Origin of the sequence: Pseudokineococcus basanitobsidens, from assembly GCF_037482545.1 — a bacterium.
GTDB lineage: Bacteria > Actinomycetota > Actinomycetes > Actinomycetales > Quadrisphaeraceae > Pseudokineococcus > Pseudokineococcus basanitobsidens.
This window is the reverse complement of sequence record NZ_JBBIAA010000011.1, coordinates 63,809-77,378: the sequence shown is the minus strand read 5'-3', so window position 1 is coordinate 77,378 and position 13,570 is coordinate 63,809. Positions and strand designations below refer to the sequence as shown.

The following is a 13,570-nucleotide window of genomic DNA, read 5'->3' as shown; positions in this document are numbered from 1 at the left end:
TCGGCGGAGCGAGGTCAGCGGGGACCGGCTCCGGGGTCGGGGGCTCAGCCCAGGTAGTCGGCCAGCTCGCGCACGAGGGCGGGCTTGGGCTTGGCGCCGACGATGGACTTGACCAGCTCACCGCCGGAGTAGACGTTGAGCGTGGGGATCGAGGTGATCCCGTAGCTCGCCGCGATGCGCGGGTTCTCGTCGGTGTTGACCTTGACGACGGCGATCTTGTCCGCGTACTGGTCCGACAGCTCCTCGAGGATCGGCGAGACCTGGCGGCACGGGCCGCACCAGGGCGCCCAGAAGTCGACGAGCACGGGCTTGTCCGCGCCCAGGACCTCGGTGTCGAACGTGTCGTCGGTGACGGGCTTGGTGCTCACGGCGCTCCTCGGTGCTGGTGCCGTCCGGTGGTGACCGGGACGGTCCGGGTGGTGGGGGGTCGGTGCTGGTCGGTCAGGGGCGGTTGCCGGCGGAGGCGGCCATCTCCGGCTTGTCCTCGGTGAGGCTGGCCTCGGGCGCCGGGAACCCGGCGTCCCCGAGCTCGGCGAGGTAGCGCTCGGCGTCCAGGGCCGCCGCGCACCCGCTGCCCGCCGCCGTGATCGCCTGCATGTACTCGTGGTCGATGACGTCCCCGCAGGCGAAGACACCGGCGAGGTTCGTCCGGGACGAGCGTCCGTCGACGGCGATGAAGCCGTGGTCGTTCAGGTCGACCTGCCCCTTCACGAGCTCGACGCGCGGGTCGTGCCCGATGGCGACGAACAGGCCGGTGACGTCGAGCTCGCGCTCGGAGCCGTCCGTGGTGCTGCGGACCCGCAGGCCGGACACCTTGTCCTGCCCCAGGACGTCGACGACCTCGGTGTCCCAGGCGAAGCGCATCTTGTCGTTGGCGAAGGCACGGTCCTGCATCACCTTCGAGGCTCGCAGCTCGTCCCGACGGTGCACGAGCGTCACGGACCGGGCGAAACGGGTCAGGAAGGTGGCCTCCTCGACGGCTGAGTCCCCGCCGCCGACCACGGCGATGTCCTGGTCGCGGAAGAAGAAGCCGTCGCAGGTCGCGCACCAGCTGACACCCCGGCCGGAGAGCCGCTTCTCGTTCTCCAGGCCGATCTCGCGGTAGGCCGAGCCGAGCGCCAGCACGACCGTCCGGGCGCGGTGGGTGGTGCCGTCCCCGAGGACGACCTCCTTCACGTCGCCGGACAGGCGCATCTGCGTGACGTCGTCGAAGACGATCTCGGCGCCGAAGCGCTTGGCCTGCGCCTCCATCTTGTCCATGAGGTCGGGCCCCATGACGCCGTCGGGGAAGCCGGGGAAGTTCTCCACCTCGGTGGTGTTCATGAGCGCCCCGCCGGCGGTGACGGACCCCGCGACGACGAGCGGCGAGAGGTTGGCGCGCGCGGCGTACACGGCGGCGGTGTACCCCGCCGGGCCGCTGCCCACGATGATCACGTTGCGGACGTCGTCGCTCACGCTTGCTGCGCTCCTCGCCTCGGGATGGTCGCGGTCCGGCCCTGCTCGCCCGGACTCGGTCCGGACCCGACGGGCCGCACCCGTCGGTGCGAGGGCTCCAACGTCCACCGGCGGTGCGGCTGTTCCCCGCCGGCGCCCGTCCCCCGGACGGCCCCGCCCCGCACCGGGGGACGACCACCGCCTCCTCGCGGCGGCGCCCAGCCCAGGACCCCAGCCCAGGACCTCAGCCCAGGACCTCGTAGTGGCGCAGGCCTTCCTCGCCGCCCGCGCACCCCGGCGCGACGACCCACACCTGCACCGGACGACCGAGCGCGGAGGTCCCCGAGGTGGCCCCGCCCGGTGCCCCGGGGGCCTCGACGACGAGGACGTCGGCGGGCCGGCCCTCCCAGCGGGCGGTGTCGACGGCGAGGACGACGGCGCCCGACCGACCCAGGTCGTCCAGGCACGCGGCGAGCCGGTCCGGGTCGGACAGGCCGCTGGGGTCGCCCGGGACGTCGGCCGGGACGTCGGCCGGTTCCGGGGCACCGTCCTGCGTCGCCCCCGGGGCCCGGTCGGGAGCCGCTCCCCCCGGGACGGAGCCCTCCGTGCGGGATCCCGCCGTGCCGGACCCGTCCGGGTCGGTCCCCTTCGGGTCGGTCCCTCCCTGGCCGGACGCGCCGGCAGCCTCGCCCGGCGCGAGGTCCGCGGGGGTCCCGGAGTGGTGCGCCACGGCCTCGTCGAGCTGGGGACCCACCTGCCCCGGGAGGTAGTCGGTGCCCGAGGCCATCACCACGGGGGCGACGCCCGCGCGGGCGGCCTCGCCGCCCGCGGCGCCGCCGCCCGCCGAGTCGGCGCCGCCACCGCCGAGCACCGGGCCGGCCGAGAGCGCCACCGCGGTGCCGAGGCCGGCCACGACGACGCCGGAGGCGGCGAGCGCGAAGGCCGTACGGCGTCGTCGTCGGCGCCCGGCACGGCGCTCGCGCTCGGCGTCGTGCGCCACCGCCGCGGCGATGCGCGCCTGCAGGTCCCGCGGTGGCGGCGGTGCGCCGGCGGCGCGCGCCCGGAGCAGCTCCCGGACGCCCCGCATGTCCTCGAGGACGTGCCGGCAGCGGGTGCACCCCAGCACGTGCGCCGCGACGAGCGCCTCGGGCGGAGGTCCCTGCGGGCCCCCACGGTCGCGGACCTCGGCGAGGTCGGCGTCCAGCAGCGCGTCGACGTCGTCCTCGCGCGGGTGGCCGTCCCCGGGACCGTCGGTCCCGTCCCAGGGGTGCGGCGTCGTCACGGCACCTCCACGGGGTCGTCGGGCGGGCGGTCGTCGGGCGGGCGGGCGTGGGGCGGGCGGGTATGGGGCGGGCGGGCGTGCTGAGGGGGGCCACCCGTCGGGGGCGGCGCGGGGGACCGTCGGCGTCCGGAGGACGTCGCGTCCCCGTCCCCTGGGACGTCGTGCGGCGCCGCGGGGTTCCCCGGGCAGACCGGGGCGCCCTCCTCCGCCCGGCGGCCCCCGGCGTCCGTCGCGGACGGGCGCGGGTCGAGCCCACGGGCCCGCAGGAGGTCGGCCATCGCCGCGCGCCCGCGCGCGCAGCGCGACTTCACGGTGCCGACCGCGACCCCGAGGACGGCGGCGGCCTCGGCGACCGGCATGTCGTGGAGGTCGACGAGGACGAGGGCGGCGCGCTGGTGCTCGGGCAGGGCGGCGAGCGCCGCGCGGACGTCGACCTCCGTCTCGACGCCGGCGTGCGGGTCGCCGGGCGCCCGGAGCAGCTCGGCGGCGGTGCGTCCCTCGCCGCTCCCGGTCGGGGCGTCGAGCGGCACGGTGGGCCGGGCCCGGGAGCGCCGCAGCCGGTCCAGGCAGGCGTTCACCACGATGCGGTGCAGCCACGTCCCGACGGCGGCGTCGCCGCGGAACGTCGAGGCCCCCCGCAGCGCGGAGACGAACGCGTCCTGGAGGGCGTCGGCGGCCTCGTCGCCGTCCCGGAGCACGCCGGCGGCCAGGGCCCACAGCCGGGGGCTGTGCCGGCGGACGACCTCCTCGAAGGCCCGGGGGTCACCGGCGACGTGCGCCCGCAGCAGCTCCCCGTCGTCCCGGGGGTCCGCCCCGGCCGCCTCGCGCCGGCCGGCCCCGGCGCCCGGCCGGACGGTCGCCCGACGGCCGTCCCACGACCTCGCCCCCGTCCCCTGCCCCCGCGGGCGACCGCGGGCGGGCACCTCAGCGGACCTGGACCTGCGAGAGCTCGACGGCGTAGCCGTCGTCGACCTCGGGGAGGCTCGTGAACCACAGGAGGAGGTCCTGGGTGCGGACCGGCTCGTCCAGCTCGATCTCGACCTCGCCGCCGTCGAGGTCGGCGGTGGCGACGACCTCCGACCCGTCGAACGTCGGCCCCTGCGCGGTGCGCAGCTCCACGGAGCCGCCGTCGCCCTCGGTCGTCAGCGTGACCGCGCTGACGAGGGCGGGCTGCAGCAGCTCGACGGCGTATCCGACACCGGTCTTGAGGTTGCCGAAGTCCTCGGTCGTGTAGGTCGAGGAGCTCCAGCTGGTGCTCGGGTCGTCGTCGAGCGCGTCCGGGACCTCGTCGTCGTTCTCCTCGCCGTCGCCGCCCGGGTCCACCGCGGCCCCCTCGGAGATCACGGGCACCGGACCGCCGGTCTCGTCGGACGACGGCGTCGGGGTGGAGGAGGGCGCCGGGCTCGTCGCGGCGGACGAGGGCTCGACGGTCGCGCCGGGCGCCGCGGCCTCGTCGTCCCCGCCCCCGCCCCCGCCCGAGCCGATCCCCTGGAGGACGCCCAGCGCGAGCACGAGGGCGACGACGACGGCGACGAGCGCGATGACGATGACGACGGCGCTCTGGGCCCGGCCCGGGCGTCGCCCGGGCTCGGCGGCGAGGACGCCGTCGCGGCCCGCACCGCCGCTCCCGCCCGCGGCAGAGCGGCTCTCCCCGGCCGCGGCGACGCCGGCGGCCCCGGCCTCGACGGCCGCGGCGGACCCCGACGACGCCCGGGGACGCAGCGCCGGGCGTGCGGCCCGCGCGGGGCCGGCGTCGGCGGACCCGCGGGCCGGCCCGGCGGGGGCCGTGGCCCCGCCCGGCGTGACCCCGACCGGCGTGGCCCCGCCCGCCGTGGAGGCGCCGGCGAGGGCGCCCACGGGGACCGGCTCGTCGAGGGCCGACGTCTCGTCGACGGCGGACGACGCGTCCGAGGACCCGTCCGGCCGCTCCCCGACGGGCTCGGCCTCGTGCGCCGTCGCGGCGGAGGACTCGGGCCGCCGCGCCGGGGGGACCCACGCGGCGGCCGTCGCCACGGGGACGCCGCCCCCGCCGCCGGCCCGGCCGTCGAGGTAGGGGGACTCCCAGGGGGCGAGCTCGTCGGCGAGCTCGCCGGGGGTGCGGGGGCCGTCCTCGTGCGGCCCCAGCACGACCGAGCAGAGCACGTCCAGGTCGGCGGGCACGTCCGCGACGAGGTCCCCGGGGGGCACGGGGCCCGCGTCGCCCCTCGGCGCGGCCGGCAGTCCCCCCACCGGTCCTCCGGCGCCGGCCGCCGTACCCGTCGGTGCGGCCGGGTCGACGCCGCGCAGCGGGTCGGGCCAGCGTCCCGTCAGCCCCGCGTAGGCGAGCGCCACGAGCGCCACGGCGTCGGCGCGCGCGGCGACGGCCGGGTCCACCTCGCCGGGGGCGCTGCGGACGCGGGACCCGCCGGTGGCCTCGTGGGCGGACCGGGCGCCGCCGTCGTCGCCGTCGTCGAGGGGGACGCCGACGACGCCGCCGTCGACGAGCGAGCCCGGGGCGGCGGGCTCGGCCGGGTCGCCGTCGGCCGCGGCGGCGCGCACCTCGACCCCCGTGACGACGACGCCGCCGTCCCGGGCGCGCAGCAGGTGCTCCGGGGAGAGGTGGCGGTGGTGCAGCCCGAGGGAGCGCGCGCGCTCCAGCGCCTGGGCGGCCTCGCCGACGAGGGTGCGCACGAGCGCGGCCGGCAGAGGACCGCGCCGCCGGACGAGCGCGGCCAGCGACTCCCCCGCCACGGACTCCGTGACGACGAAGGACCAGCCCGTGACCGCGTCGTCCGGGCCTCCCGTCGCGTCCGCCGCCGCCTCCGTCCCTGCCCCCGGGGCGCCCGGGACCGCCGCGCCGCCGACGTCGAGCACGCGGAGCACCCGCGGGTCCTCGACCAGGGCCGCGCGCCGGGCGGCGTCGACGACGTCCTCGGCGCCGCCGGCCACGGCCAGGAGCTCCACCGGGCGACGCAGGACGAGGTCGCGCGCGTGCCAGGTGCTCGTGCTGCCCGTGGGGGCGGGGCCCTGCGCGGGGGCGCTGCCGCCCGTGCGCCGGACCAGGCGGTAGCGCCCGGCGAGCGCGTCCCCCTCGTGCAGCGGTGCTGCTCCTGCGTCGGCGTCCAACTCCGGGTCCTCCGTCCTCCGCCGCGGCCCCCGCGGACGCGTCTGCCTGCCCGTCCCGCGCCGTCCGTCCGGACCCGCGCCGACGTCCCGCCAGCGTAGGCGCCGGAGCGGCGCGGCCCGGGGAGAACGGCCGGCACGTCCGGGGGTCTAGCGACCCCGGCGCACCTGGGCGAGCACGTCGTCGAGCTCGCGCACCCGCGTCACCCGGAGCATCAGGACGTAGACCACGACCACCACCGCCCCGGCGACGAGCACGACGGCGAGGGCCGCGGGGCGCCCGCTGATGCCCTCGAGCAGCGCCTGCACCCCGCTGCTGGCGCCCCAGCCGGCGAGCCCCGCCACGGCGGCGGCCAGCAGCACGCGCACGTGCAGGCGCAGGACGCGGGCGCCGTCGAAGGACCCCGTGCTCCGGTGCAGCAGCACGAGCGCGGTCACGAGGCCGGCGGCGTTGCCCGCGCTCTGGGCCACCCCGAGCCCGACGACCACGTGCTGCTGGTCGACCACCAGCACGACGACCAGCGTCAGCAGGGCCGACGTGGCCGCCGAGACGAGGACGCCGTAGAAGGGCCGTCGCCCGTCCTCCCGCGCGTAGAACCCGCGCTGGACGAGGTAGAGCGCGCTGTAGAAGGGCAGGCCCAGCGCCATCGCCGCGGTCGTGGCGCCGATCGCCGACCCGCCGCCACGTCCGAAGAGCAGGACCCCGACCGGCCCGCCGAGGACGACGAGGCCCGTGGCCGACAGGACCGACACGACGCCGAGCAGGCGCAGGCCCAGGGAGACGTCGGCGCGCGCGCCCGCCTCGTCCCCGCTGCTGATGCGGCTCGAGAGGCGGGTGAAGAGCGCGGTCACCACGGAGACGGCGACGAGCGAGTGCGGCAGCACGTAGAGCAGGTAGGCGTAGCCCAGGACCGCGGGGCCGGGGGACGCCGTGCCGTCGGGGAGGGCCTCGCCCTGCGAGCCGAAGACGGCCGCCTGCGTCGTGGCGACGTAGCCGGCCTGCGAGACGAGGATGCCGCCGAAGGTCCACAGGGCGACCGTCCCGGCGCTGCGCAGCCCGACGCCGCGGACCCCGAACCGCGGGGTCCACGTGAAACCGAGGCGACGCAGCGGGACGAGGAGGACGAGCGCCTGCGTGACGACGCCGAGCGTGGCCGTGCCCGCCAGGAGGGCGATCTGCCCGCTGCCGAGGTCCTCGAGGCCCGTCTCGGGGTCCGCCCGCCCGAACAGGGCGATGAAGACGCCGAGGCCGGCGATCGAGACGACGTTGTTGACGACGGGCGCCCACATGTACGGCCCGAAGCTGCCGCGGGCGTTGAGCACCTGGCCGAGCACGGTGTAGAGCCCGTAGAAGAAGACCTGCGGGAGCACCCACAGCGCGATCGCGGTCGCGAGCCGGAGCTCGGGACCGCCCCAGGAGACGCCGGCGTACAGACGCACCAGCAGCGGCGCCGCGAGGAGGCACACGCCCGTGACGACGGCGAGCCCCGCCACGACGAGCGTCACGAGCCGGTCGACGAACTCCTTGCCGCCGTCGGGGTCGCGCGACGCGCGGACGATCTGCGGCACGAGGACGGCGTTGAGCACGCCGCCCGCGATGAGCAGGTAGACGATGTTCGGGATCCGGTTGGCGACGTCGAAGGTGTCCGCCCCGACGCCCACGGCGCCGACGGCGGTGACGAGGACCACGGAGCGCACGAGGCCGAGCACCCGGCTGACCAGGGTGCCGGCGGCCATGACGGTGCTGGAGCGCGCGAGCGACCGCACGCCCCCGCCGCCCGGGGCGGCAGCCGCGGGCTCGGGCCCGGCGTCCACAGGTCCGGACGCACCGCCGGCCGGGTTCGTCGCGCCGCCCGAGGGGCTGCTGCTGGGGGTGCTCATCGTGTCTCCTGGGCCGTGGGGGCGGCGGTACCCGCCGTCCCGGCGGGGTGCTGGGGGTGCCCGGTGCTGGTGCGCGGGTCCGGGGGCGGTCGCGAGGACGCACCGGCGCCCGAGCCGCCGCCCGCCGGGCTCGCGTCCGGGCTCGCGTCCGGGCTGCGGGGCCCGGCTCCCGGGGGCCGGCGCCGGGCCCGGCGGACCGTGCGCACGAGGCCGAGCAGGAGGACGAGGACCCCGAGCGCGATGATCCCGGTGGTGCCCCAGGCGGCGACGTCGAGCCGCACCTGGACCGGGACCTCGGTGCCCACGCCGAGCGGGGCGCCACCGGGCGACGCCAGCTCCAGGCGCAGCACCGTGTCGCCGCCCGCCACCGCCTCGACGGGCACGAGCACCTGGGCGCGGGCTCCCGGGCCGACCGTCGTCGCGGCGTCCCCCCGCACCCGCAGCCGGGGGGAGTCGGACGTCGCCGTGACGACGACGTCGACGGCCTGGTCCAGGTCGTTGGCGACGGTGACGGGCACCGAGGTCTCCGCGCCGACGACCGTGACGGTCCCGCCCTGCACGAGCGCGACCCCGCCGGCGAGCCGGTCGGCCCGCGCGACCGCGTCGGCCACCTGCGCGCGCCAGTCGGCCACGGACCGCTGCGCGAGCGCCGCGGAGGCCACCGCCCGTCGCCAGGTGGCCGCGACGGGGGCGTCGTCGACGAGGACGGCCGCCAGGGCCTCGACCTCCTGCGCCGACCGCACCACCGACCGCAGCACCTCGCCGTCGAGCGCGGGCGGCGGGGCGCCGGTCGCCTGCTCCGGCAGCCCCGTCGCGCCCGTCGCACCCGTCGCGCCCGTCGCGTCCGCGGCCCCGGCGACGAGGTCGTCGACGCCGGCGGGCGTCGTCCACGGGGTGCCGGTGAGGGCGTCGAGCGCCGCGAGGCCCTCGTCCACGCCGACGTCCCACGTCCGCGGCGGCACGACGAGGACGCCGCGGCCCCTCCCGCCGGCCGACCCCTCCTGCGCCAGCGCGGCGGTCTCCGCGAGCAGCCGGGACGGCACCAGGGCCGCCTCGTCGGGGTCGGACGCCGAGGCCAGGACGTCGGAGAGCTCGTCGTCCACGACGAGACCCGTCAGGGCTGCGCCGTCGTCCCCCGGCCCCGAGCCGGTGCCGAGGGGGACCGCCGTGCCGTACGGCGCCTCGTCCGCGACCTGGCCCTCGACCTCGTCCGGGACGTCGGCGGCGACGACCGCCGCCCGCGCCCCCGCGCCGGCGGCCAGGGACGCGGCCTCGGACCCCAGGGCGCCGTCCGCGGGCCACACCACGTCCGTGCGGGCGCCGGCCAGCGACGCACCCGCACGCCCCAGCGGCCCCGTCGCCTGCGCCAGCGCCTGCTCCCACAGCTCCGGCGTCCCGGCGCCCGCGACGGAGAGCAGGTCGGTGTCGCCGTACGGCAGCGCGAGGACCTCGTGGTCCGGTGCCGCCGCGAGCAGGCGCTCGCGCCAGGCCACCACCTCCGCCGTCGGGTCGGGCGTCGTCGTGGGGTCGGCGCCGGCGGACGTCGACGTGTCGTCGGGCCCGCCTGCGGCGTCGGACGAGACGGCGGCGGGCTCGGACGAGGCGAGCAGCAGCGGGTCGAGCGCCCAGCTCGCCCCCGGGTGCTCGGCGACCGAGAGCAGCCGGGACAGCCGGCCCGTGCCGGTGCCCGCGCCGTCGCCCGTGTCGCCGACGAGCGCGGCCGTCGTCGCGTCGGGCACCAGCCCGGAGGTCACGTCGGGCGCCGCGCCGGTGAGCGGGACCACGACGTCGACGGGCAGCGGGTCGACGTCCACGGCGCCCGGCGTCCAGACGACGAGCCCGCGGGCGGCGTCCAGGCGGTCGCCGTCGGCGTCCACGACGTCGACCGCGACCCCCCGGGGCCCCCACTCCTGCGCGTCCGGCGCCAGCCCGAGGTCGTCCGCCGGCAGCGACAGGCGGACCGGTCGCTGCGTGCCCGGCGGCAGCGGCTCGAGCAGCGGCACCCCCAGGACGACGGTGCCGGCGGCGGCGCCCGCGGGCGCCGTGGCCCAGGAGGCGACCGCGTCCCGGCTGCCCAGCGCCTCGCGGCGCACGCGGAGCTCGACGGTGAGGGAGGCGGCCGGGGCGTCCGTGCCGTTGACGACGACGGCTCCGACGGAGAGGGCGTCGTCGGGGGTCAGCGGCTGCGCGGCCAGGTCGGTGATCTCCACGGAGACGGCGTCGGCGGCGTCCTCGGGGGCCGGGTCGGTGGTCGGCGCGGCGGTGGCGACGGACCCGGTCGCGTCCCCGGTCGTCCCCGCGGGCGGGGACGTGGGGGAGCCGGTGGGCGCAGCGGCGGCCAGCAGCAGCGGGGCGCCCACGGCCAGGGCGAGGGCGGCGGCGCGGCGGCGCGCCCGCTCAGCCACCGTCGCCGAGCAGGTCCCCGGCCGCACGGGCGATGCGGCGCTCGTTCGGGAAGGCCAGGCGTCCCTGCAGCTCGGGGGCGGGCACCCAGGCGGCGTCGACGGCCTCGGCGTCCGGGTCGCCCTCGACCCCGAGCCGGCCGCCGGTCGCCCGCAGGAGGAAGTGGTGCACCGTCTTGTGGATCCGGCGGCCCTCGGCGGTGAACCAGTAGTCGATGGTCCCCAGGGGGCGGACCGGGTCGCCGACGATGCCGGTCTCCTCGGCGATCTCGCGCACCGCCGCCTCGACGGGCGTCTCCTCGCCCTCGAGGTGCCCCTTGGGCAGGCACCACTCGAGGCGACCCGCGCGGTTGACCCGGGCGATCAGCGCCACCTCGGGCACGCCGCCGCCGTCGCGGACGACCAGGCCCCCTGCGGAGGTCTCCTCCACCGTCGTCCGCCCGGCCGTGCGGGTGCCGCGGCCCCGGGGGCCGGGGCGCCGGCCCCCGTCGTCACGCGCCGGCCGGCCGTGGGCCCGGGCGCTGCGGCGGGCGGTCGCCGCGACCTCCGGGCCGACCCCCGGGCCGACCTCCCCGCCGTCGCCCACGGAGGTCTCCTCCTCGCGCGGGGTGCGCGCCCGCGGCAGCGGGCGGCCGGGCGGGACGGGCATGCCAGCACTGTAACGACGGGCCGCTCGCCTCCCCGGCCCACGACCGGCCGCCGGCGGGAGTCGTGACCGACCTGGGACCTCGCCCACCGGCGCCTCGTGAGCGTGCTCCAGCGCGGCGGCCGTCCCCGGGCGGGTCAGGCCGGGGCGACCTGGTCGGCCAGAGAGCACTGGGCGTTGCGCTGCCAGAGGCGGTGCACCACCTCACGGTCGTCCCCGGCGACGGCCGCGGGCCAGCCGTAGGCCGCGACCACGGCGACGTCGAGCTCCCGCTGCCGGTCCCGAAGACCTGTGTAGGCGCCGTCGTCGACGCGGTTGTAGAGCTCGGTCAGCCCGATGCCCGCCTCCCGCGCCAGCTGGTCGCGGCGCTCCACGAGTGCGCGCCCGGCCGCCGCGACGGCGTCGCGGCCCGCCGCGTCGGGGGTGGGCCAGGGGAACGTCTCGAAGGCGGTGGACGGCGTGTAGCGCAGCCTCGTCTCGAAGGTCGAGGACCGTGCCCACGCCCAGGCGCGGTGCACGCCAGAGGCCAGGACAGCCATGGCGTAGTCGTCGTCCCGGGCGACGACACCCACGAGGTTGCTGGGGCACCAGGAGGCATCGGCCCAGACCATGAGCAGTCGCTTGCCGGTGAGCGTGCAGGCGATGTACCGGTCCAGGCCGGCGACGGCCGCCCGCATCCGCGGTCGAGGCCGCCAGAACTGCCACCACTGGCGCATCAGCTCCGGTCGCCCCTCGCGCTCCGGCCGTACGGCCCGCCGCACGACCGCGAGCGCCCTCGGGTAGCGCAGGGCCTCCTCGAGCGTGAGCGTCCCGAAGTCGATGATCCACCTCCGCGGCCCGGCGCCCACGCTGTCGGTGATGTCGTCGGTGGTCAGGTAACGGCGGACGACGTCGCCGTCTCCCGCGGCGACGAGCGAGGCCGTCGCGTCGTCGTCGAGGACGAAGCCACGCCCGGTGGGCTGGCAGCCGATGAAGCAGACGCCCTTGTTCGGCGCGAGCCGGACCGGTTCGTCACGGAGGACGCCTTCGCGGAGCTGCGGGGTGATGCCGTCGACGGGGGCGCCGTCGAGCGTGAAGGACGTCACCGGACTCGCCGGGTCCTTGACCCAGTTCGTGATGGAGACGTGGACCTTCGCCTCGCCGGGCCAGCGCTGGGAGGAGACGGCGTCGGTGATGACCCCTCCGGTGCGGACGAGGTGGTCGAGCGACGCCAGTCGGTGCTTGTTCTCCCGCAGCGTGTTCGTCGAGACGAGCCCGGCGCGCTGCCCCGGGCGCAGGTGCTCGTGGGTACGGCGGAACCAGTAGGCGCAGTAGTCGACGACGCCCACGTCGAACGCGCCCCTCAGCCGCTCGACGTAGGCGTCGCCGAGCGCGCGGCGGATCAGCCGGTCCCCGATGAAGGGCGGGTTGCCGATGACGACGTCGCACTCGGGCCAGGGGGCGAAGACGGCGTCCGCGACGGCGATGCCGGCGAGGCTGACGAGCGGGAGCGGGTTCTCCGCCTCCCCGTAGCGGTCGATCATCTGCCGGTGCCCCATCCAGAGGGTCACCCGGGCGATGAGCACGGCGACGGGCTCGACGTCGATGCCCCGCAGGTTGCTGAGCGGCACGTAGGGCCACGGTCCGGGTGGCAGCGGTTGCCCGGTGCTCGCGGCCAGGTCGGTGATGCGCTCCTTCAGCTGGTGCTCGAGGGCCCGCAGCTCGCGGTAGGCGACGTAGAGGAAGTTGCCGCACCCGCAGGCCGGGTCCAGCACGACGTAGCGGGCCAGCTCCTCCAGCAGCCGCAGCGCCTCGGCGGGCGTCCGCGCCGCGTCGATGCGCGCCTGCCACGGGTGGACCACCGTGGGGCCGACGATCTTGAGGATGTCCGCCTCGTGCGTGTAGTGCGCCCCGAGCTCCCAGCGGCGGTCGTGGCCGAGCAGGCCCTCCATGAGGGAGCCGAAGATGGTCGGGTCGACGCGGCTCCAGTCCCGTTCGGCGGCCTCGGCCAGCAGGTCGAGCTCCTCCCGGCCCAGGTCGACCTCGGCCGGGTCCCGGAACAGGTCGCCGTTGACGTAGCGGGTCCCGGCGAGCAGGTCCTTGCGGTTGTGGTTGGTCTTCTGGTTGAGCACGCGGAAGAGGAAGCCGATCTCCGCCGCCGGGCTGCGCGTCGGGTCCTGGCGCAGGCGTTCGACGGTGCGCTGCAGCGGTGAGCCGGTCAGCAGGCCGAGGTCCTCGGCGAAGAGGGTCCAGACCGTCTGCAGGGTGAAGCGCTGGATCTCGTCGAGCGGTGCTGCGGACCGGTCCACCAGCGACTCGTAGAGCGCCGCCACGGTGCTGGCCGCCGCGGCGGTGAGCTCCTTGTGGTGCTCGAGGAAGCTGGGGACGAGGGCGGGGCCGGCGAGGAACATCAGCGCCTCGTAGCGCTGCGGCAGCTCGGCGAGGGTGAAGGTGGCGCGGGGGGACTTCGGGAACCGGCCCGGTTCCCAGATCTCGAACCCGGCGAAGTTGCACAGGACGACCCAGCGGGCGGCGGGGGTGCCCCTCTCCTCGTCGGCGGACTCCTCCCAGTAGTGCTTGACCTGCTCGCGGGCGGAGGACACGGCCTTGGCGGGCGCCTTCATCTCGACGATGCACTCACCCGGCCAGTGCAGGTCCATGAAGCCGGCGGAGGCGTTGAAGTCCTCGAAGCGTGCACCGACGGCGCCCCGGTCGGACCCGTAGCAGGCGAAGAGCTCGTTGAGGAAGGTCTGCGCCTCGGCGCGCTCCCCGCCCGTGTACTCCGCCCACCTCGACGCGAAGCCCGCGAGCGCCGCCTGGATCTCCTCACCGCTCCGCATGGCG

The 13,570-nt window shown here is 77.7% G+C and carries 9 protein-coding genes; all 9 read right to left on the bottom strand.

Going from position 1 to position 13,570, the window contains the following annotated elements; genetic code table 11:
- Nucleotides 1–44: 44 nt before the first annotated feature.
- The 9 genes from trxA to WDZ17_RS10865 all read right to left on the bottom strand — a co-directional run bounded on the left by trxA (nt 45) and on the right by WDZ17_RS10865 (nt 13,566).
- Nucleotides 45–368: a thioredoxin gene (gene trxA, locus WDZ17_RS10905; RefSeq protein WP_339575183.1), complete on the bottom strand. Its 324-nt coding sequence runs from the start codon at nt 366–368 to the stop codon at nt 45–47.
- Nucleotides 369–441: 73 nt separating this feature from the next.
- Complete coding sequence (gene trxB, locus WDZ17_RS10900) at nt 442–1,455, bottom strand: thioredoxin-disulfide reductase (RefSeq protein WP_339575182.1); 1,014 nt, start codon at nt 1,453–1,455, stop codon at nt 442–444.
- A 223-nt stretch (nt 1,456–1,678) separates the two neighbouring features.
- The gene (locus WDZ17_RS10895) at nt 1,679–2,716 is read right to left on the bottom strand and encodes an RsmA family anti-sigma factor (RefSeq protein WP_339575181.1); all 1,038 of its coding nucleotides are present in this window, start codon (nt 2,714–2,716) and stop codon (nt 1,679–1,681) included.
- Nucleotides 2,713–3,639 (bottom strand): RNA polymerase sigma factor SigM, encoded by a 927-nt coding sequence (gene sigM, locus WDZ17_RS10890; RefSeq protein WP_339575180.1) that lies wholly within the window; start codon nt 3,637–3,639, stop codon nt 2,713–2,715. Before sigM ends, WDZ17_RS10895 begins: the two co-directional genes overlap by 4 nt.
- 1 nt (nt 3,640) lies before the next feature.
- Nucleotides 3,641–5,821 carry a protein kinase family protein gene (locus WDZ17_RS10885; protein ID WP_339575179.1) on the bottom strand — a complete coding sequence of 727 codons (2,181 nt, stop codon included), beginning with the start codon at nt 5,819–5,821 and terminating at the stop codon, nt 3,641–3,643.
- A 147-nt stretch (nt 5,822–5,968) separates the two neighbouring features.
- Complete coding sequence (murJ, locus tag WDZ17_RS10880) at nt 5,969–7,699, bottom strand: murein biosynthesis integral membrane protein MurJ (RefSeq protein ID WP_339575178.1); 1,731 nt, start codon at nt 7,697–7,699, stop codon at nt 5,969–5,971.
- Nucleotides 7,696–10,104 carry a DUF6049 family protein gene (locus tag WDZ17_RS10875; RefSeq protein ID WP_339575177.1) on the bottom strand — a complete coding sequence of 803 codons (2,409 nt, stop codon included), beginning with the start codon at nt 10,102–10,104 and terminating at the stop codon, nt 7,696–7,698. Before WDZ17_RS10875 ends, murJ begins: the two co-directional genes overlap by 4 nt.
- On the bottom strand, nt 10,097–10,750 hold the full coding sequence (locus tag WDZ17_RS10870) for an NUDIX hydrolase (RefSeq protein ID WP_339575176.1): 654 nt from the start codon (nt 10,748–10,750) through the stop codon (nt 10,097–10,099). Before WDZ17_RS10870 ends, WDZ17_RS10875 begins: the two co-directional genes overlap by 8 nt.
- A 134-nt stretch (nt 10,751–10,884) precedes the next feature.
- Nucleotides 10,885–13,566: a DNA methyltransferase gene (locus WDZ17_RS10865; protein ID WP_339575175.1), complete on the bottom strand. Its 2,682-nt coding sequence runs from the start codon at nt 13,564–13,566 to the stop codon at nt 10,885–10,887.
- Between the last annotated feature and the right edge of the window lie 4 nt (nt 13,567–13,570).